Raw genomic sequence first — 20,912 nt, forward strand, 5'->3', positions numbered from 1 at the left:
CAAGTTCCCGTGGCACAGTCAGGGGCCTTGCGCGGCGGGCCGGTTGGACGTCCGGGGCGCACGATGGCATGATCTGCCGCCACGCGCTGCCGGAGTGAAGCATTCCAGCCCAAATCAGACGCCTGACCTGCGCGCCTGCACCGATTCGGCGAGCGATGCCAGCCTTTCGTGAACGCTGTGAAGGGCTCGTGCAGACTGGCTGGATGCGTACTGAACTCGTCTCGGAACCCGGCGATCCGACCCGCCCCAACGAGGACTTCGCGAGCGTGAGCCTTCCCGCGTCCGGGCGGGGTGGGGTGCTGGTGCTCCTCGACGGCGTGACGCCACCGAACGGCCCCACGGGCTGTCTGCATTCCGTCCCCTGGTTCGTCTCACGCCTGGGCGGCGCGCTGACCGAACTGACCGTTTCCCTCCCGGATGTGCCGCTGACCGAGGCGCTGAGCCTCGCGATCGCACGTACCGCCGATGCCCACGCACACACGTGTGACCTTTCTCACTCACGCACACCTCAGGCCACGGTGGTGGTGGCGCGGTGGTCCTCCGAGGCGGTGGAGTACCTGATCCTCTCCGACTCGGTCCTGCTGGTAGAGGCCCCCGACGGAGCGGTCACAACCCTGGAGGACGACCGCCTGGCCCTGCTGCCGCGGGCGTCTTTGACAACCGACACCTTCATCGACGCACACCTCCGCAACAAGGAGGGCGGCTTCTTCACTGCGGCCGCGGATCCCGGGGTGGCGGGGCGGGCGGTGACGGGGGTGCTGCCGGGGGCGTCGGTGCGGGCGTTGGCCGCGATGACGGACGGGGCTACTCGGTGGGTGGAGAAGTTCCGGGAGGGGGGATGGGGGGACTGCTTGCGGGTGGTGCGGAAGGAGGGGGCTGCTGCGTTGGTGGGGCAGGTGCGGGAGTTGGAGGGGGCGGATGTGGAGGGGGTGTTTCTGGGGCGGGGCAAGCGGCATGACGATGCTTCGGTGGTGTTTGTGGAGTGGTGAGTCAGGGGGTGGGGGCGGTGTCGGGCTCTGAGGGGTCTGTGTTCGGAAGTGTGGCCGACATGATGATCTCTGCATCCCTTTCGGTCACATGCGCACGGAGGGTCTCCTCGAAAGCGTCGTCCCCCAGGAGGGATCGCTGGTGGGCCAACCATCCGAGGTCCACACCCGGTGACATTCCGATCTCAAGGTGGATGGCGAGCGCTTGAAGGCTGTACGGAACGCCTTGGGCGGGCCGGTCGGTCACGGTATGCAGTACGCCGAGTTGCCCTACGGCGTTGGCGATGGCGTTCCGGTCTCCCAGGTCTTCGCTGATGTCGAGCGAACTACGGTAGTACCCTTCGGCCTCGTCGAAATTCCGCCGCTTCTGCGCGATCCTGCCGAGCAGATGATGTGCCGCGCCCATGCTCGATCGCACGCCGAACTCCGCGCTGATGGTGAGTGAATTGCGGGAGTATTCCTCGGCCTCGTCGAGATTCCCTCGCTCCATCGCAATCATGCCCAGGTGGTGGTAGCTGCCGGCCATACCCGACCGGTCGACCACCTCCTCCTTCAGGGCGAGAGATTTGAGATAGTACGTCTCGGCCTCGGAAAGGTTCCCCCGCAGCTGCGCAACAATTCCGAGGTGATGCAAAGTGTTGGAGATGTTGTATCGAAGGTCCAACTCTTCGTAGAGGCGCAGGGACTTCCGGTAGTATCTCTCGGCCTCGTCTAGATTCCCCCGCTCCTGCGCGATCACGCCGAGGTGCTGATGACTGTTGGCCATTCCCACCTGATCGCCCAACTCCTCCTTGATGGCGAGTGCCTCACGGCAGCGTGCCTCAGCCTCGGAAAAGTCGCCCCTCGAATGTGCGACGATACCCATTTGATGGAGGTAGGCAGCGGCCTCGTTGGAGACAGTCGGGAACCAGGAAATGCTCTCCTTGAGGAGCTGCTCTTCCCAATCCCATGCACCCCAGTCCTGCAATTGCAAGCACACATGATCAGTTGCCAACGACGCTCCATTGAGGTCATCAGCCTGATGAAAGTGGTACCGGGCTTCAAGGAGATCGACGATATCCGCGGTCTTGTCCTGCGGTAGCACCTCGAAGCGCCACTGCCAGTAAGTGGCAGCCCTGCGATGGGCTTCCGTGAGGGCCTCCGGAGTGCTGCGCTGCTGGAGGGCGTCCGCCGTCCAGCGGTGCACCACCAAGTTGGTTGTCGAGGTCGGGGATACAAGCCCCAGCTCCAGCAGGAGGCTCAAGGATTCTTCGGCACCCTCGATCTGCCGGACCGGGAACACGTACAACTCCACGCTGAGCCGCGCGTGCTGTTCGAGCGCCTGCAGTGGGGGATCCCCGCCATCCGCGCTTTGACCACGCGCCGCTTCGGCTTCGGCGATCTCTTCGTTGAGGTGTCCTATCCGAGCCAATAGCCCAGGGTCAGCTTCCGGCACTGCCGTCAGCTCCGACAACTGCCATGCCGCCCCAGCCCAGTCCACCGGCTGCCGATTCACAGCAAGCCCGTCCAACATCCGACGAGCCCGCGGAACCGCATCCAACTGCCCCAGCAACGCATCCAGCAGCACATCATCCACCGCCAACGTCACCGTCTCCGCCAGCGCCTTGTCCAGGTCGCCCGCCACCCCGGCCAACCACCGTCGAGGATCACGCACCCCCCGCCGCTCCAACGCCTCCTCCATACGGTCGGCGATGTCCGGGAAGCGGGCCTCGCCGCCGCGCAGCAGGGCGTCGAGGTACTCCAGGGCGCGGGGGTGGCCGCCGACGTCGGTGTAGGCGCGGCGCAGGTCCGTGCGGTCGAGGGCATCCAGGCCCGGCAGGCGCCAGATCAGTTTGCGGGTCTCGGCGAAGGACAGCGGGCCGAGATGATGTGCCGTCAGGCGCCGGTGCATGCGCTGCGGCAGCGCGAACGGGAACCGGCTGGTGACCAGCAGCCGGGCGTGTGGCGCGGCCGACGCCCACGCGGCGAGGAAGTCGGCCAGTTCGGGGTCGGAGAGCCGGCGTTCGGAACCGGAACCGGTCAACAGGTCCTCGGCGTTGTCCAGCACCAGCAACGCAGGCAACCGCGGCAGGACCACCTGCCGGATCAGCTCCCAGCGGTCCCGCCACGGCGGGGAGGCGTTGACGAGTTCGGCCGCGGCCCGGCGCAGTGGGTCGTCATCCGACACTCCCGCTGAGACGCAGTGCGCGAGGAGCCGTTTGCGCAGGATCTCCAGCACCGAGTCGACTGTCGGGGCGGTCCCGGCCGGTACCGGGACCACCAACCCCGACTCGGCGCCCAAGTGGTGGAGGAGCTCGGCGGTGAGCGTCGACTTGCCCACCCCTCCGATGCCGTGGATCAGGGCGCCGGCCTGACGGGAGTCGCGCAGTACGGCCAGCAGGCGCCGCAGCTCCGCACGGCGTCCGACGAACTCACCGACCTTGCGGACCACCATCCCTTCTTCCGGCACCCGTTCCGGCGTCGGCGTCACCGGCCGCATACCCTCCCCCGCATCGAAGAGCGGCACCGGCGGACCGGCCAGAAAGAGCGTCGGGATGGACCATTCCGGCCAGTCACCGCGCGGGTCGCCGACCTGAAGCTTCCGCCGTGCTGCCTCCAGGCGTCGTCGCGCGCGGGACAACGCCGTCAGCGGGACGGGATGTTCGGCCCGGGCCAGCTCCTCGTACACGCAGGCCGCCAGTTCGGTGGCGTAGGGGTCGGTGACCGACTCGGTCATGGCCAGCACGCTCGGCACGCCCCGGCCCAGCAGTTCCCGGGCCAGCCCGGCCCTGGCCTCGGCCGCCGCGTCCTCGGCGGCGGGCTCCGGTGCCTGGGCCGTGGAGCAACCGGACAGGACGACCAAGGGCACGCCGCGTCCCGGAGGAAGCACCTCGTCCATGAAGCGCCCGGCGTCGACCTCGTCCACCCGGCCGTCGTCCTTCTCCAGGTGCAGCACGCCCGGACCGGCATGGCACGACAGGTGCAGGACGTGGAAACGCTCCTCCTCCAGAGCAGCCCGGATCTCGGCGACTCCGCCCCAGTTCAGGACTCTTACGTACGCGCCCTGCCTGGTCCGCGCCGAACCGACCGCGTCCAGGATGAGCGCCAACTCCTTCTCGTAGTCGAGAAGTTCCCCGCTGCCCGACTCCGGGCTCGCGACCACCGCCAGGATGCGCAGTGGTCCCGGGACGGACATGGCCACGGGCGGGGCGTCCCGCCGTACCGTGCGGTAGAAGTCGACGTTCTCGGAGAGCGCCAGCGGGCTCTGTGCGCCGGGCACCACCACACTCTCCCACGGCAGGTCCCGCCACTCCGGCTGGTCGACCTGAAGGCCGATCCGCAGCGGCGCGTTGCAGCCGCGGGCCAGCTCCACCTCGCGCCGCAGCGCGTCCGCCACCTCGCCGTTCAGGAACCGCTCGCCCAGGGCCCGGCCCACGGCGTCAAGGGCGCTGTTCACGCCTGCCGTGACGGCGGGGCTCTCCGTCGGGGGCGCGGTCCGGGTCACGCGATCGCCGCGCTCGCGCTGCCGTGCCCGACGCAGCTCGCGGATCCGCTCGTCCAACTGCGTTGCCGCCGGTTCAGGCCCCCCGGCGGACGTCTCGGCGCCCTCGGTGGAGAACGCCACCGACGCCGCTCCCACCCGTAACTCGGCATGGATGGGCCCGTCCGAACGGTACGGCAGTCCCTTGGGCGGGATCACCAGGCCCGTGGCGCCCGGCGGCGGAGCCATCGGCAACTCGTTCGCCGCGTCGCGCAGTTCGCGGACCTTCGTCCGGTACTGGTCCGGTGTCGCCACCGTGCGGAAGTCGACGCCGAAGCGCGAGGCGAGGAAGGGCGGGATCGTCGCCTCGCGACCCCACAGAACCGGGATCAGCCGCTGCCGGCCCTCCACCGCGCCCGTGATGGCCGCCGCGAACTCCTCGTTGCACCACTTGGAGGCGATCCACTTGGGGGTCACCACGGCCACCACCGAGTCGGCCGCCGCCAGTCCCTCCTGCAACCGCATCGGCACCAGCTGGCCGCCGACCATCTCCCAACGGTCGAACCACACCCTCAGCCCGAGCCGCTGAAGATTCTCCGCGAGCGCGATGGGCCATTCCCCGTCGCCGTGTGCGTAGGAGAAGAAGACGTCGTACCGCTCGGCCCCGGCTCCGGCCACCCCGCACCTCCGTACCCAGCGCCCCGGAGCCGAGGGAACACTGTCAGCCGCCCCCGAAGCTGAGAAGTGAATGCTAGAGCGCCACCCGGGCCCCAGCACTCGTAACGGCCCAATTCCCCCTACGAGGTGCGCTGTACCGCAGGTCGGCCGCCTATTTCTCCATGCCCAGGTTCAGTTGGTTCAGCAGCCGCGCCAGCTCCGAGACCTCCTTCGGATCCCAGTCCGCCAGCCGCCCCGCATACCGGGCCCGCCGCGCGTCCCGTACCCGCCCCACCCGCGACCGCCCCTCCTCCGTCAGCTCGACGAGCCACGCCCGGCCGTCCGCGGGATCGGGTGCGCGGGTGACGAGGCCCAGGTCCTCCAGGGCCCGGAGCTGGCGGGACATGGTCGCCTTGCCCACGCCGATGTACGCGGCGAGTTCCGTGGCCCGCTGGCGGCCGTGTTCGTCGAGGCGGACCAGGAGGCCGTACGCGGAGGACTCCAGGTCCGGGTGGACCTCGCGGGCCATCTCGCCCTGGTTGGCCCGGGCGCGCCGCAGCAGCACGGTCAACTCGCGTTCCAGCGCCAGGAACTCGGGCTGGTCCACACCACTCCCGGGCAGGGCGGAGCCGGCTCCGCGTCCGCCGCCGTTCGCGTCTTCGTGCACGTCAGTCCCTGCCTCGGTTTTCGGGTCGTGAAAGTTTCCGCCAAATGCCGTCATCGCCGCAGCTCGGTCAGTATTTCGCAGGTCAAGACCAACGGCAGCCCCCGGTCCCTCTTCCCCCGCCCTCTTCTACGTGCGTAGCTTCTTTACCAGGCACTTACTGGCATGGCCACGCCAGAAGTCACAGGAGACCACCCCCCACGTTTCCGGCACGTCCCCCCACCGAGCCTTCGGAGGCACGCATGCCCGTGCACAGACTCAGACCGGTTCGCCTCTTCCTCACGGCCGTTCTCACCACGCTCCTCGCCGCCGTCTCCCTCCCCACCACCGCCACCGCCGCCGACACCCCGGCCCGCGGCTCCGCCTACATGGGTGTCGGTGTCCTCGCCCACGACGGCCAGAGCGGCACCCCGCGTGACACGCGTGCCGCGCAGACCGAGGGCGTGGACGTCTCCAGCCATCAGGGCAACGTCGCCTGGTCCACGCTGTGGAGCAGCGGCGTGAAGTGGGCGTATGTGAAGGCGACGGAGGGGACGTACTACACGAACCCGTACTTCGCCCAGCAGTACAACGGCTCCTACGACGTCGGCATGATCCGCGGCTCCTACCACTTCGCCACCCCGGACACGACCGGTGGCGCCACACAGGCCGACTACTTCGTCGACCACGGCGGCGGCTGGTCCCGGGACGGCAGGACGCTGCCCGGGGCGCTCGACATCGAGTGGAACCCGTACGGCGCCTCCTGCTACGGCAAGACGCAGAGCGCGATGGTGACCTGGATCCGTGACTTCCTGAACCGGTACAAGGCGCGGACCGGACGTGACGCCGTCATCTACACCGCCACCACCTGGTGGACGGAGTGCACGGGGAACTACGGCGGGTTCGCGGCCGCCAACCCGTTGTGGATCGCGCGGTACGCGACGACCGTGGGGACGCTGCCCGCGGGGTGGGCCTACCAGACCATGTGGCAGTACACCTCCTCCGGGCCGACCGTCGGCGACCACAACAAGTTCAACGGGGCCCTCGACAGGGTCGTGGCCCTCGCCAACGGCTAGTGCCACACCACCTCCGGCTGGGGGCCCGGGGGTCGCCCCCCCCCCGGAAGATGCAGCAACGGGGCCCTCGACAGGGTCGTCGCCCTCGCCAACGGCTAGTGCAACACCACCTCCGGCCGGGGGCCCGGCGGTCGCCCCCCGGAAGATGCAGCAACGAGGCCCTCGACAGGGTCGTCGCCCTCGCCAACGGCTAGTACAACACCACCTCCGGCCGGGGGCCCGGGGGTCGCCCCCCGGAAGATGCAGCAACGGGGCCCTCGACACGGTCGACGCCCTCGCCGACGGGTGACCCACGAACGTACGGCGAAGGCCCGGGCCTCCCTCACGAGAACCCGGGCCTTCACCTCATCCGGCCGCGTCCGTCACGCCGCGGCCGGAAGTCACACGGCCACCGGACGGCACGTCGCCACCCGGCGCCGCTCCGCCACCAGGCGTCACGCCGCCACTGGAACCTCCGGCGTCGCCCCGGCCGTCGCCGGGGACAGCGCCAGCTCCAGGACCTGGCGGACGTCGGTCACCGGGTGGACCTCCAGCTTGTCCAGCACCTCGGACGGGACGTCGTCCAGATCGGCCTCGTTGCGCTTGGGGATGATGACGGTCGTGACGCCCGCCCGGTGCGCGGCCAGCAGCTTCTGCTTCACGCCGCCGATGGGCAGGACCCGGCCGGTCAGGGAGACCTCGCCGGTCATCGCCACGTCCGTGCGGACCTGGCGTCCGCTCAGCAGCGACGCCAGCGCCGTCGTCATCGTGATGCCCGCGCTCGGGCCGTCCTTCGGGACCGCGCCCGCCGGGAAGTGGATGTGCACGCCCCGGTCCTTCAGGTCGCCGACCGGCAGTTCGAGTTCGGCGCCGTGCGAGCGCAGGAAGGACAGGGCGATCTGCGCGCTCTCCTTCATCACGTCGCCCAGCTGACCGGTGAGGGTCAGGCCCGCCGCGCCCGTCTCCGGGTCGGCCAGGGACGCCTCGACGAACAGGACGTCACCGCCGGCTCCGGTCACCGCGAGGCCCGTCGCCACACCCGGCACCGCGGTACGACGCTCGGCCGGGTCCTGGGCGGACTCGGGGACGTGGTGCGGGCGGCCGATCAGGTCGCGCAGCTCCCCGTCCGTCACGGTGAACGGCAGCTTCCGCTCGCCCAGTTCGTGCTGGGCGGCGACCTTGCGCAGCAGCCTCGCGATCGCCCGCTCCAGGGTGCGGACGCCCGCCTCGCGGGTGTACTCGCCGGCGAGCTTGCGCAGCGCGCTCTCGTCCAGCGTCACCTCGTCCGCCGCGAGTCCCGCCCGCTCCAGCTGGCGCGGGAGCAGGTGGTCACGGGCGATGACGACCTTCTCGTCCTCGGTGTAGCCGTCGAGTCGGACCAGCTCCATACGGTCGAGCAGGGCCTCCGGGATGGCTTCGAGCACGTTCGCCGTCGCCAGGAACACCACGTCGCTCAGGTCGAGTTCGACCTCCAGGTAGTGGTCGCGGAAGGTGTGGTTCTGCGCCGGGTCGAGGACTTCGAGGAGCGCCGCGGCCGGGTCGCCGCGGAAGTCGGAGCCCACCTTGTCGATCTCGTCCAGCAGGACCACCGGGTTCATCGACCCGGCCTCCTTGATGGCCCGCACGATCCGGCCGGGCAGCGCGCCGACGTAGGTCCGCCGGTGGCCGCGGATCTCCGCCTCGTCGCGGACGCCGCCGAGGGCGACACGGACGAACTTGCGGCCCATGGCGTGCGCGACGGACTCGCCGAGGGACGTCTTGCCGACACCGGGCGGACCGACGAGGGCCAGTACGGCGCCGCCGCGCCGGCCGCCGACCACACCGAGCCCACGGTCACTGCGGCGCTTGCGCACCGCCAGGTACTCGGTGATCCGCTCCTTCACGTCCTCCAGGCCCGCGTGCTCGGCGTCGAGCACGGACTGGGCGCCCTGGATGTCGTACGCGTCCTCGGTCCGCTCGTTCCACGGGAGTTCGAGGACGCTGTCCAGCCAGGTGCGGATCCAGGAGCCCTCCGGGGACTGGTCGCTGGACCGCTCCAGCTTGTCGACCTCCTTGAGGGCGGCCTCGCGGACCTTCTCGGGCAGGTCGGCTGCCTCCACGCGCGCGCGGTAGTCGTCGGACTCCTCGGCCGCGTCCTTGGAGTCGCCGTTGAGCTCGCGCAGTTCCTTGCGTACGGCTTCCAGCTGGCGGCGGAGCAGGAACTCGCGCTGCTGCTTGTCGACGCCCTCCTGGACGTCCTTGGCGATGGTCTCGGCGACGTCCTGCTCGGCGAGGTGGTCGCGCAGCTGCTGGGTGGCGAGCTTGAGACGGGCGACCGGGTCGGCGGTCTCCAGCAGCTCGACCTTCTGCTCGGTGGTCAGGAAGGGCGAGTAGCCGGAGTTGTCGGCGAGCGTGGAGACGTCGTCGATGGCCTGCACGCGGTCCACGACCTGCCAGGCGCCGCGCTTGCGCAGCCAGGCGGTGGCGAGGGCCTTGTACTCCTTGACCAGTTCGGTGACATGGCCGGGCTGCGGCTCGGGGACCGTCTCGTCGATCCGCGTGCCCTCGACCCACAGCGCCGCGCCCGGGCCGGTGGTGCCGGCGCCGATCTGCACACGGCCGCGACCGCGGATGAGCGCGCCCGGGTCGCCGTCGGCGAGCCGGCCGACCTGCTCGACGGTGCCGAGGACACCGGTGCTCGCGTAGGTGCCGTCGATCCGGGGCACCAGCAGGACCTTGGGCTTTCCGGGCTCGGAGCGGGCGGCGGCCTGGGCGGCCTCCACCGCGGCGCGCACATCGGCGTCGTTCAGATCGAGCGGGACCACCATTCCGGGCAGCACGACCTCGTCGTCGAGCGGCAGCACAGGCAGAGTGAGCAGTGTGGACGTCGAAGCCATGATCTCCCCTTCGGCACTCAAGTTGAGCTATGCCGACTCAATGCACGTGAGCCTCCGAATGTTCCCCCGGACGCGTTCGCTGTGAGCGATCACGTCTGTCGGGGTGCGTGGGGAGCCGCGTATCGTCTCCCTAGTAATAGCCACTCAAGCCTTTCAGTCATTACGAGGAGATGTCGTGGACGAGACCGTGCGCGCCTGGGTGGACGGGTGGGTCGTCTCGCGCGGGGCGGCCCCTCCGGTGCTGGAGCCCTGGGGCTGCACGATCGACATGGGCATGGACGGGCACGTCACCCGCCATGTCCTCGGCGGGACCGGCGAGGGCGTCGAGCGGGCGGCCGTACGGAAGGTCGCCGAGGGCGTGACCGGGGCCGGGGTCTGGCTCAAGGCGTTCCGGCATCCGGCCGTGGTCTCCGGCTGGCTGGACGACCGCTGGTGGATCGACCCCGAGCCCGGCTATCTGATGACGCTCCCCCTCACCCCGGCGACCGCCGAGGTGCCCCCGCTCCCGGAGGGCTACCGGCAGCACACCTGGTCGCGCGGCGGAGTCGTCCGCACCATGGTCGCCGGCCCCGACGGCTCCTGGGCGGCCCGCGGCCAGCTCGCCCCGACCGGCGCCACCGCGGTCGCCGACCAGATCGCCACCTCCCCCGCCCACCAGCGCCGCGGTCTCGCCACCCTCGTCATGCGCACCCTCCAGCGAGCGGCGCTGGAGGCGGGGGCGGAGCGATGCGTACTGGCGGGCACGCCCGCGGGACGGGCGCTGTACGAGTCGCTGGGCTGGACGGTGTCGGCGGTGCTGACGAGCGCGAAGTACACCGGAAACTGAAACGGGGGCGGGGAAGACCGGCCGATCGCGTGGCAGCGGGACTTCGGGACTTCTTCGCCGCGCGGGGTGAGGCGGTGGGGTGGAGGACGGCTCCGAGGCCGCTGCCGCGTAGTGTCGCGAACATCGCGAGCCTGCGGACGGCTCCACGCTCGCCGCGTGGCGGGGCCGCGGCGTCCACCGTGCGCCCGTCGCGACCCGCGACGCCCTCGCCGTCGTCCGGGGCGTGACCTGTCTGCACGTCGACGCCTCCGCCGACACGGACGCCACACCGACACCTGCACCGGAGGCCGCCGACCCCGCTGACCGGCCCTGATCGCCACGTCATCGCAAGCCCGCCGCGACATCCCCGCAACGCCGTTCACAGGAAGTGCCCGCAGACTGCAAGCTCGTTCACAGCTCGATTGAGCGTTAATACGGGGTTTTGCGGGGAGTTGGACAAACGGATGAGCGGCGGGGGCCCGGGCGGCGGGCGGTGCTGACGGGGGCAGCCGTGGCGGCGACGGGGGCCGCGCTGCCGCTCCTGCTCAGGGCCACCGGAGACGACTCCCCCACCGGCGGCGCCACCCCCGCCCGCCCCGCCGCCCCCGTCGCGAGCCGCGCCCCCTCCCCCGCCACCCGTGGGGACACCCGCCCCAACATCCTCCTGGTCCTCACCGACGACCAGCCGAAAGGCACGGACTGGGCGCTCCCGCAGACCCTGGACTGGCTCGGCGGCAGTGGTACGACCTTCGGGCGGGCGCACGCCAACACCCCGCTCTGCGCGCCGTCCCGGGCGTCGATCATGTCGGGCCGGTACGCCCACAACCACGGTCTCCTCGACACCCGCCACCCCGGCCACCTCGACCAACGCACCACGGTCCAGCGCCGGTTGCACGAGGCGGGTTACCGCACCGGCCTGTTCGGCAAGTACCTCAACTACTGGCCCACCGGCCACAACCCGCCCCACTTCGACGAGTGGCTGCTCCAGGAGCCGGTGCGCTACTACAACGGCCACTACAACGACAACGGCACCGTCCGGACCGTCCCCGGCTACAACACCACCGTCATCAAGGACCGCGCCCTCGACTTCATCGAGCGCAGCCGCGACGACACCCGGCCCTGGTTCGCGTTCGTCGCCACGCGCTCCGCGCACGAGGTCAACATCCCGGAGCGGAAGTACGCCCACACGCGCGTGCCCGAGTGGCAGGGCCGCCCGTCGGTCCTCGAACCGAGCAAGGGCGACAAACCGCCCTACCTCCGCCGGGCCCGCCACACCTTCGCCGAGGGCAGCGCCCTGCGCACCCGTCAGTTGCGCACGCTGCTCTCGGTGGACGACGCGATGCGCGACTTCCGCGACAAGCTGCGCGCGCTCGGTCAACTCGACAACACGCTCGTGCTGTTCACCAGCGACCACGGCCTGTGCTGGGGCGACCACGGCTGGCTGCGCAAGTCGGTGCCGTACCGGCCGAGCCTGGAGGTGCCCTTCCACCTCTCCTGGCCCGCCGGCGGCCACGGCGGCGCCCGCACCGACGACCGGCTCACCGGCCACGTCGACATCGCGCCCACCCTCCTCGCCGCGGCGGGCGTCGCCCCGGACACCCCGCACGACGGTCACTCCCTGCTCGACCGGGACAACGACCGCACCCATCTGCTCGCCGAGTGGTGGTGGAACCGGCAGGACAAGCAGCCGATCCACACCTGGGCGTCGTACGTCGGCAGGACCGAGCAGTACACCGAGTACTACCGCACCCGCCTCGGCACCGACGGCCGCCCGCACGGTGACGGCAAGGTGCTCTTCCGCGAGTACTACGACCTGCGCGCCGATCCGTATCAGCTCAGGAACCGGCTGCACGGCGCAGGCCCGGAGGACGAACAGAGGCTCGGTGTGCCGGCGTTGGCGGCGGCGCTGGCGAAAGCCCGTTTGCGGGACGGGAACTGACGGAAGGGAACCTCCTGCGCGCCGTGTTCCGAGCCGGCGCGGAGGGGGGATGGCCCATGGGGCCGTTGATCGCGGTGTTGGGGAGTGCGGACCCGGGGCGGTCGTACGACCCGCCGATGGGCGACACCGAGGCCGCGCTGGCGGCCGGTGAGGAGATCGGGGCGGCGCTGGCCGCGGGTGACTGTCGGATCGTCTTGTCTCGCCCCGGGCCTCCGGGACGCTGGAGCAGACGCTCTACGGCGAGATCCCGACCGGCCATCGCAAGGCGATCGTGCGCTGGGCCGATCCCGACGACCTCGTCGCGGCCGTCGAACCCCATCTGCGGGTGATCGACGAACAGCCCCGCTACATCGGCAGCACCGCGCAGGCGCTGGAGTACTTCCGCTCCGCCGCCAAGCGCAACGAACGCGTCTTCCTGAGCTACGCGTCCGCCAACCAGGACCAGGCGGCCACGTTCGCGCAGTTGCTGAACGACCGCTTCCAGAACGTCTTCGACTTCCGGCAGCACGGCGCCATCGGTGTCGGCGAGGACTGGCTCGACGATCTGATGGGGAACCTGGCCAAGTCCGCGGTCGGGGTGCTGCTGCTGTCGAAGGAGTACCTGGAGAGCAAGTACTGCATGCTGGAGGCGCGCGAGCTGCACCGGTACTCCGTCGAGGGCGACGTACGGCTGGTGCCGGTCTGTCTGGAGCGGATGGAACTCCCCGACTTCCTCCAACGCACCCAGTACCGCAACCTCTCCCGTCACACCCCGCAGACCATCGTCACCGAACTGCTCTCCCAACTCTCCGCCACCGTCTGACCAACGGCCACGCGCCCACCCCGATCGCCAGCGAGAACAGATGCCCCCAGTTGCTCAGCGGATCGGTGAAGGCGAGCAGGTCCTGGACCAGCATCCCGCCGAACAGCACCAGCAGTGGCCATCGCAGCCAAGGCCGCAGCAACCCGGCGAGCGCCCCGAAGCTCGCGGCGACGCCGAAGCTGATGCCGTAGTCCAGGCGGTGCAGCGAGCTGTCCGGCAGCCGCCCGGCCAACACCGCCAGCCCCACCGGCACTTCGGTGAGCAGCGTGGCCCCGACATGCCCGAGCAGGAACACCACGGCCGCCCGCGCCCCGCCGATCCGCCGCTCCAGGGCGGTCAGCACCAGCAGGAAGCCGAGGGTGTACGGCGCCAGCAGCCCGCCCGCGATCCACAGCGCGCTGGCGAGCAGCACGAGCACCGGCGTCCGCACGAGGTGGGCCACATCGGTGCTGGAGCCCTGGAGCATGGTGTGCACGAGGTCGGGGTCGGCGTACTCGGTGACCAGTGAGGTCACGGCGAGGACGGCGGCGTACCCGAAGGTGAAGGGGGTCCCGGTGGGGGTGGGGAGCAGGCGCCAGGGGCGGGGGCGTGCCGGAGCGGTGCGAGCCGCCGGCGTCGACCCTCGCTGACTCGGGATGCCGTCGAGCAGCTCGGCGGCATCGGGAAGGCCGGCCGTCTCAGTCCGTTCCACCGCGAGGCGCTCCTTCCGTTTCGCCCCACGATTCGCCCCCGGCCACACCCTTGTCTGTGACCGGCGCCACGCGGAGGTCGATTCACAGGCAGTTCTCAAGAACCGTCCGGCGGCCCGGCACCCGCCCGTAAATCTCGGTGCGCGGCCAACCGACCTGCCAGGATGGGCCGATGCCTCTCTCGTACGACATCCCCGAAGTCCTGGACCGTCGCGAGGGCCCGCACGGCGAGGTCGTGCTGCGCCGGCACGGGGAGTTGCTGCAGATCATCGCCAACGGCTGTTTCCTGATGGACACTTCCGACGGCCGCTCCGAGCGGCTGCTGGTCGACGCCGCGCTCGCCGCGCTGGACGACCGGGCCGCGCCGAGCGTGCTGATCGGCGGCCTCGGCGTCGGCTTCTCGCTCGTGCACGCCGCCGGGAATCCGCGCTGGGGCCGGATCACGGTCGTGGAGCGGGAGTCCGCCATCATCGACTGGCACCGGACCGGCCCGCTGTCCGCGCTCACCGCACACGCCCTGGCGGATGCACGCGCAAAGATTCTGGAAACGGATCTTGTCACTTACGTCAATGAGACATCGGACACGTACGACGTTCTGTGCCTGGACATCGACAACGGACCGGACTGGACGGTCACCGAGGGCAACGACGGGCTGTACTCGTCGGCCGGACTGGCCAGCTGCGCAAGGGCGTTGACACCGGGCGGGGTGCTGGCCGTGTGGTCGGCGCAGCCCTCTCCGGAATTTGAAAGTTCCCTACGGAATGCCGGGTTCCAACAGGTGCGTACCGAAGAGATCCCGGTTGCCCGGGGCGTTCCGGACGTCGTTCATCTCGGCGTCCGACCTGGATAGCCGTGGCCCGGTGACTCCCCGTACTCTGCTTCCCTGACGCAGATCATTCAAGCGTCAATCGCAAGCATGCGCAGGCAAGCCAGAGAGCGGAATCACCCCACTGATTCCGGAAAGCAACTTTTGGGGCGGGCGATGGAGCAGACACACACCTCCCACAACGGCACGGCTACGGCCACCCCGGGCGCACAGCGCCGGGTGCTGGTGGTCGAGGACGACCCGACGATCGTGGAGGCCATCGCGAACCGGCTGCGCGCCGAGGGATTCGTCGTGCAGACCGCGGGCGACGGTCCGGCCGCGGTCGACACGGCCGAGGCCTGGCAGCCCGATCTGCTGATCCTCGACATCATGCTGCCCGGCTTCGACGGCCTGGAGGTCTGCCGCCGGGTGCAGGCCGCCCGTCCGGTGCCGGTGCTGATGCTGACCGCCCGGGACGACGAGACCGACATGCTGGTCGGGCTCGGCGTGGGCGCCGACGACTACATGACCAAGCCCTTCTCGATGCGTGAGCTGGCGGCCCGGGTGCACGTCCTGCTGCGGCGCGTGGAGCGGGCGGCGCTGGCCGCCGCCACACCCCGTTCGGGCATCCTGCGCCTGGGCGAGCTGGAGATCGACCACGCGCAGCGCCGGGTGCGGGTGCGCAGTGAGGACGTTCACCTCACGCCGACCGAGTTCGACCTGCTGGTGTGCCTGGCGAACACCCCGCGCGCGGTGCTCTCCCGGGAGCAGCTGCTGGCCGAGGTGTGGGACTGGGCGGACGCCTCCGGCACCCGCACGGTCGACAGTCACATCAAGGCGCTGCGGCGGAAGATCGGCGCCGAGCGGATCCGCACGGTGCACGGCGTGGGCTACGCCCTGGAGACGCCGACGCCATGAGCGAGGGTCCGGCCGGACGGAGAGGCCCCTGGGGGCCCGGGGACCCCAAGGGTGCTCCCGGTGAGCCCTGGGGCAGCGTGCGCCCGTTCTCGATCAAGACCAAGCTGGGGGCGCTGGTCGTCGCCTCGGTCCTGATCACCACGGGTCTGTCGATGATCGCGGTGCAGACCAAGACGGAGATCCGGTTCATCACGGTCTTCTCCATGATCGCCACCTTGCTCATCACCCAGTTCGTGGCGCACTCGCTCACGGCCCCGCTGGACGAGATGAACGCGGTCGCCCGCTCCATCTCGCACGGCGACTACACCCGCCGGGTGCGCGAGAACCGCCGCGACGAGCTCGGGGACCTGGCCGAGACGATCAATCGCATGGCCGACGACCTGGAGGCCCAGGAACAGCAGCGCAAGGAGCTCGTGGCGAACGTCTCCCACGAGCTCCGCACGCCCATCGCGGGCCTCAGGGCGGTGCTGGAGAACATCGTGGACGGCGTCTCGCCCGCGGACCCCGAGACGATGCGTACGGCCCTGAAGCAGACGGAGCGGCTCGGCCGGCTGGTCGAGACGCTCCTCGACCTCTCCCGCCTGGACAACGGCGTCGTCCCGCTGAAGCGGCGCCGCTTCGAGGTGTGGCCGTATCTGTCGGGCGTGCTGAAGGAGGCCAACATGGTCGCCTCGGCCCGCGCGGGCATCGGTTCCGGATCCGGCAGCCACACCCGCACCGACGTGCATCTGCACCTGGACGTGACCCCGCCGGAGCTGACCGCGCACGCGGACCCGGAGCGGATCCACCAGGTGGTGGCGAATCTCATCGACAACGCGGTCAAGCACAGCCCGCCGCACGGCCGGGTCACCGTGAAGGCCCGGCGCGGCCCGCTGCCCGAATCCCTTGAGCTGGAGATTCTCGACGAGGGCCCCGGCATTCCGCGCTCGGAGTGGCATCGGGTCTTCGAGCGGTTCAACCGCGGCAACATCACCCGGCCGCACGGTCCGGGCAGCGACGGCGGTACCGGGCTCGGTCTGGCGATCGCCCGCTGGGCGGTGGATCTGCACGGTGGCGGGATCGGAGTGGCCGAATCCGAGCGTGGCTGCCGGATTCTTGTCACTCTCCCGGGACTTCCATCTCTGCCAAGTTGACGTAAAGTTCGAAGCGGAGCCCCAAGATCCACGGGCGTCCGCGCTGACGGACACGTGTGATCGGCCACAGGCCCGCGCCATCGGCGTCCGGGGCCGTGCTCACCCCTTGCCAGGTGCCGCCGTGAGAAGCGGAACCACGCTTGTTTCCCGCCATTTCTGGCCCCGAAACACGCTTTCCGATGTGACTTACACGACGATGACCATGCCCGGCCTGACCTTCCCGGCCGGGGAGGCGTAGCCTTTATTCCCGCTGTCCATCACCTTGTGAAGCGGAAGAGGGCGGTTGCCGCCGTGTCGCCACAGTCCCCCAGTAACTCGAGCATCTCGACCGACGCAGACCAAGCGGGAAAGAACCCCGCTGCCGCGTTCGGCGCCAATGAGTGGCTCGTCGACGAGATCTATCAGCAGTACCTCCAGGACCCGAACTCGGTAGACCGAGCCTGGTGGGACTTCTTCGCCGACTACAAGCCGGGTGCGGCCGCCGCCCCGGCCGCGGCTGCTGCTCCGGCCCCCGCCGCCCCGGCTCCGGCGGCTCCTGCCGCCCCCGCGGCTCCTGCGGCGCCCTCGGTGCCCGCGCCGGCCCCCGCGGCCGCGCAGCCCGCTGCCGCCGCCCCGGCGCCCGCGAAGGCCGCCGCCCCGGCTCCGGCCGCCGCTCCGGCTCCGGCCAAGCCCGCCGCCGCCCAGCCGGCCGCCAAGGCCGCGCCGGCCGCCGCGTCCGCGGAGGGTCCCGAGCTGGTCACGCTGCGCGGCCCCGCCGCCGCGGTCGCGAAGAACATGAACGCCTCGATCGAGGTGCCCACGGCCACGTCCGTGCGCGCGGTCCCGGTGAAGCTGCTCTTCGACAACCGCATCGTGATCAACAACCACCTGAAGCGCGCCCGGGGCGGGAAGATCTCCTTCACCCACCTCATCGGGTACGCGATGGTGCAGGCCATCAAGGCCATGCCGTCGATGAACTACTCCTTCCAGGAGAAGGACGGCAAGCCGACCCTGGTGAAGCCGGCCCACGTGAACTTCGGCCTCGCCATCGACCTGGTGAAGCCCAACGGCGACCGCCAGCTGGTCGTCGCGGGCATCAAGAAGGCCGAGACGCTGAACTTCTTCGAGTTCTGGCAGGCCTACGAGGACATCGTCCGCCGCGCCCGTGACGGCAAGCTGACGATGGACGACTTCTCCGGTGTCACGGTCTCCCTGACCAACCCCGGCGGCCTCGGCACCGTCCACTCGGTCCCGCGCCTCATGCCCGGCCAGTCGGTCATCATGGGCGTCGGCTCCATGGACTACCCGGCGGAGTTCCAGGGCACCTCCCAGGACACCCTGAACAAGCTCGGCATCTCGAAGGTCATGACGCTCACGTCGACCTACGACCACCGGGTCATCCAGGGCGCGGCCTCCGGCGAGTTCCTGCGGATCGTCGCGAACCTCCTCCTCGGCGAGGGCAACTTCTACGACGAGATCTTCGAGGCGCTGCGCATCCCCTACGAGCCGGTCCGCTGGCTCAAGGACATCGACGCCAGCCACGACGACGACGTCACGAAGGCCGCCCGTGTCTTCGAGCTGATCCACTCCTACCGGGTCCGCGGCCACGTCATGGCCGACACCGACCCGCTGGAGTACCGCCAGCGCAAGCACCCCGACCTCGACATCACCGAGCACGGCCTCACCCTGTGGGACCTGGAGCGCGAGTTCGCGGTCGGCGGCTTCTCCGGCAAGTCCCTGATGAAGCTGCGCGACATCCTCGGCGTGCTGCGCGACTCGTACTGCCGCACCACCGGCATCGAGTTCATGCACATCCAGGACCCCAAGCAGCGCAAGTGGATCCAGGACCGCATCGAGCGCCCGCACTCCAAGCCGGAGCGCGAGGAGCAGCTGCGCATCCTGCGCCGGCTGAACGCGGCGGAGGCCTTCGAGACCTTCCTGCAGACCAAGTACGTCGGCCAGAAGCGCTTCTCCCTGGAGGGCGGCGAGTCCGTCATCCCACTGCTCGACGCGGTCATCGACTCCGCGGCCGAGTCGCGCCTGGACGAGGTCGTCATCGGCATGGCCCACCGCGGCCGGCTGAACGTGCTCGCCAACATCGTCGGCAAGTCGTACGCGCAGATCTTCCGCGAGTTCGAGGGCAACCTCGACCCGAAGTCGATGCACGGCTCCGGCGACGTGAAGTACCACCTGGGCGCCCAGGGCACCTTCACGGGCCTCGACGGCGAGCAGATCACCGTCTCGCTGGCCGCGAACCCCTCCCACCTGGAGACGGTCGACCCGGTCATCGAGGGCATCGCCCGCGCCAAGCAGGACATCATCAACAAGGGCGGCACGGACTTCACGGTCCTGCCGGTCGCCCTGCACGGTGACGCGGCCTTCGCGGGCCAGGGCGTGGTGGCCGAGACCCTGAACATGTCGCAGCTGCGCGGCTACCGCACCGGCGGCACGGTCCACATCGTCATCAACAACCAGGTCGGCTTCACGGCGGCCCCCGAGTCGTCGCGCTCCTCCATGTACGCCACCGACGTGGCCCGCATGATCGAGGCGCCGATCTTCCACGTGAACGGCGACGACCCCGAGGCCGTCGTCCGCGTGGCCCGGCTGGCGTTCGAGTTCCGTCAGGCGTTCAACAAGGACGTCGTGATCGACCTCATCTGCTACCGCCGCCGCGGTCACAACGAGTCGGACAACCCGGCCTTCACCCAGCCGCTGATGTACGACCTGATCGACAAGAAGCGCTCGGTGCGCAAGCTCTACACCGAGTCCCTCATCGGTCGCGGCGACATCACCCTGGAAGAGGCCGAGCAGGCGCTCCAGGACTACCAGGGCCAGCTGGAGAAGGTCTTCACCGAGGTCCGCGAGGCCATCACGGCCCAGCCGGCCGAGGGCCCGATCTCGGACCCGCAGGCGGAGTTCCCGGTCGCCGTGAACACCGCGATCTCCTCGGAGGTCGTCAAGCGGATCGCCGAGTCCCAGGTCAACATCCCCGACACCTTCCACGTCCACCCGCGTCTGCTGCCCCAGTTGCAGCGCCGGGCGACGATGGTCGAGGACGGGACGATCGACTGGGGCATGGGCGAGACCCTCGCCGTCGGCTCGCTGCTCCTGGAGGGCACCCCGGTCCGCCTGTCGGGCCAGGACTCCCAGCGCGGCACCTTCGGCCAGCGTCACGCGGTCCTCATCAACCGCGAGACGGGCGAGGAGTACACCCCGCTCCAGTACCTCGCCGAGGAGCAGGCCCGCTACAACGTCTACAACTCCCTGCTCTCCGAGTACGCGGTCATGGGCTTCGAGTACGGCTACTCGCTGGCCCGCCCCGACGCGCTCGTGCTGTGGGAGGCGCAGTTCGGCGACTTCGTCAACGGTGCCCAGACGGTGGTCGACGAGTACATCTCGGCGGCGGAGCAGAAGTGGGGCCAGACGTCCGGCGTCACCCTGCTGCTCCCGCACGGTTACGAGGGCCAGGGCCCGGACCACTCCTCGGCCCGCATCGAGCGCTTCCTCCAGCTCTGCGCGCAGAACAACATGACGGTCGCGATGCCGACCCTGCCGTCGAACTACTTCCACCTCCTGCGGTGGCAGGTGCACAACCCGCACCACAAGCCGCTGGTGGTCTTCACCCCGAAGTCGATGCTGCGCCTGAAGGCCGCCGCGTCGAAGACGGAGGAGTTCACGTCGGGTCAGTTCCGCCCGGTCATCGGCGACGCGTCGGTGGACCCGGCGGCGGTCCGCAAGGTCGTGTTCGTCGCGGGCAAGCTGTACTACGACCTGGAGGCCGAGCGGCAGAAGCGCGGCGCCACGGACATCGCGATCGTCCGCGTCGAGCGGCTGTACCCGCTGCCGGGTGCCGAGCTCCAGGCGGAGATCGCCAAGTACCCGAACGTCGAGAAGTACCTGTGGGCCCAGGAGGAGCCGGCGAACCAGGGTGCCTGGCCGTTCATCGCGCTCAACCTGATCGACCACCTCGACCTGGCGGTCGGCGCGGACGTCCCGCACGGCGAGCGGCTGCGGCGCATCTCGCGCCCGCACAGCTCGTCCCCGGCGGTGGGTTCCGCGAAGCGGCACCAGGCCGAGCAGGAGCAGTTGGTGCGTGAGGTGTTCGAGGCGTAGGTCTCGGCGCACCGCGCAGGCCGAAGGGCCCGGTCCCTCTGTGAGGGGCCGG

Annotated in this window: 13 protein-coding genes and 1 pseudogene; 10 read left to right on the forward strand and 4 right to left on the reverse strand. The window is 70.2% G+C overall.

Annotated elements, in window-relative coordinates; genetic code table 11:
• Positions 1-203: 203 nt before the first annotated feature.
• Positions 204-989 carry a hypothetical protein gene (locus ACIHIX_RS00810; protein ID WP_399948325.1) on the forward strand — a complete coding sequence of 262 codons (786 nt, stop codon included), beginning with the start codon at positions 204-206 and terminating at the stop codon, positions 987-989.
• 1 nt (position 990) lies between these two features.
• On the opposite strand, the gene ACIHIX_RS00815 is transcribed toward ACIHIX_RS00810, so the two are convergent.
• Both ACIHIX_RS00815 and ACIHIX_RS00820 read right to left on the reverse strand, forming a co-directional pair.
• Complete coding sequence (locus ACIHIX_RS00815; protein ID WP_399948327.1) at positions 991-5,223, reverse strand: tetratricopeptide repeat protein; 4,233 nt, start codon at positions 5,221-5,223, stop codon at positions 991-993.
• A gap of 52 nt (positions 5,224-5,275) precedes the next feature.
• Positions 5,276-5,770: a MarR family winged helix-turn-helix transcriptional regulator gene (locus ACIHIX_RS00820; RefSeq protein WP_399948328.1), complete on the reverse strand. Its 495-nt coding sequence runs from the start codon at positions 5,768-5,770 to the stop codon at positions 5,276-5,278.
• 239 nt (positions 5,771-6,009) lie between these two features.
• Between ACIHIX_RS00820 and ACIHIX_RS00825 the strand changes: the two genes are divergently transcribed.
• Complete coding sequence (locus ACIHIX_RS00825; RefSeq protein ID WP_399948330.1) at positions 6,010-6,822, forward strand: lysozyme; 813 nt, start codon at positions 6,010-6,012, stop codon at positions 6,820-6,822.
• A 434-nt stretch (positions 6,823-7,256) separates the two neighbouring features.
• On the opposite strand, the gene lon is transcribed toward ACIHIX_RS00825, so the two are convergent.
• A complete protein-coding gene (gene lon / locus ACIHIX_RS00830; protein ID WP_399948332.1) occupies positions 7,257-9,677 on the reverse strand; it encodes an endopeptidase La in 2,421 nt (806 codons plus the stop codon).
• A gap of 175 nt (positions 9,678-9,852) precedes the next feature.
• Here lon and ACIHIX_RS00835 point away from each other — a divergent pair, with 175 nt between their 5' ends.
• From ACIHIX_RS00835 to ACIHIX_RS00850, 4 genes and pseudogenes are all read left to right on the forward strand, one after another.
• The gene (locus ACIHIX_RS00835; RefSeq protein ID WP_399948333.1) at positions 9,853-10,503 is read left to right on the forward strand and encodes a GNAT family N-acetyltransferase; all 651 of its coding nucleotides are present in this window, start codon (positions 9,853-9,855) and stop codon (positions 10,501-10,503) included.
• A 139-nt stretch (positions 10,504-10,642) separates the two neighbouring features.
• Positions 10,643-10,762, forward strand: a pseudogene (locus ACIHIX_RS00840) (GNAT family N-acetyltransferase); the annotation flags it as partial.
• Positions 10,763-10,993: 231 nt separating this feature from the next.
• The gene (locus ACIHIX_RS00845; RefSeq protein ID WP_399948335.1) at positions 10,994-12,421 is read left to right on the forward strand and encodes a sulfatase; all 1,428 of its coding nucleotides are present in this window, start codon (positions 10,994-10,996) and stop codon (positions 12,419-12,421) included.
• A 271-nt stretch (positions 12,422-12,692) separates the two neighbouring features.
• Positions 12,693-13,223 carry a toll/interleukin-1 receptor domain-containing protein gene (locus ACIHIX_RS00850; RefSeq protein ID WP_399948337.1) on the forward strand — a complete coding sequence of 177 codons (531 nt, stop codon included), beginning with the start codon at positions 12,693-12,695 and terminating at the stop codon, positions 13,221-13,223.
• Here ACIHIX_RS00850 and ACIHIX_RS00855 read toward each other — a convergent pair.
• Positions 13,186-13,914 carry a rhomboid-like protein gene (locus tag ACIHIX_RS00855; protein WP_399948339.1) on the reverse strand — a complete coding sequence of 243 codons (729 nt, stop codon included), beginning with the start codon at positions 13,912-13,914 and terminating at the stop codon, positions 13,186-13,188. The genes ACIHIX_RS00850 and ACIHIX_RS00855 overlap by 38 nt on opposite strands.
• Positions 13,915-14,084: 170 nt before the next feature.
• Between ACIHIX_RS00855 and ACIHIX_RS00860 the strand changes: the two genes are divergently transcribed.
• The 4 genes from ACIHIX_RS00860 to ACIHIX_RS00875 all read left to right on the forward strand — a co-directional run bounded on the left by ACIHIX_RS00860 (position 14,085) and on the right by ACIHIX_RS00875 (position 20,860).
• Complete coding sequence (locus tag ACIHIX_RS00860; protein WP_399948341.1) at positions 14,085-14,762, forward strand: spermidine synthase; 678 nt, start codon at positions 14,085-14,087, stop codon at positions 14,760-14,762.
• 132 nt (positions 14,763-14,894) lie between these two features.
• Positions 14,895-15,635 carry a response regulator transcription factor gene (locus ACIHIX_RS00865; RefSeq protein WP_399948342.1) on the forward strand — a complete coding sequence of 247 codons (741 nt, stop codon included), beginning with the start codon at positions 14,895-14,897 and terminating at the stop codon, positions 15,633-15,635.
• The gene (locus ACIHIX_RS00870) at positions 15,632-16,768 is read left to right on the forward strand and encodes an ATP-binding protein (protein ID WP_399948344.1); all 1,137 of its coding nucleotides are present in this window, start codon (positions 15,632-15,634) and stop codon (positions 16,766-16,768) included. The genes ACIHIX_RS00865 and ACIHIX_RS00870 overlap by 4 nt, the downstream gene beginning before the upstream one ends.
• A gap of 291 nt (positions 16,769-17,059) precedes the next feature.
• Positions 17,060-20,860 (forward strand): multifunctional oxoglutarate decarboxylase/oxoglutarate dehydrogenase thiamine pyrophosphate-binding subunit/dihydrolipoyllysine-residue succinyltransferase subunit, encoded by a 3,801-nt coding sequence (locus tag ACIHIX_RS00875; RefSeq protein ID WP_399948346.1) that lies wholly within the window; start codon positions 17,060-17,062, stop codon positions 20,858-20,860.
• Positions 20,861-20,912: the final 52 nt, after the last annotated feature.

The organism is Streptomyces sp. NPDC051913, assembly GCF_044593635.1.
Lineage (GTDB): Bacteria > Actinomycetota > Actinomycetes > Streptomycetales > Streptomycetaceae > Streptomyces.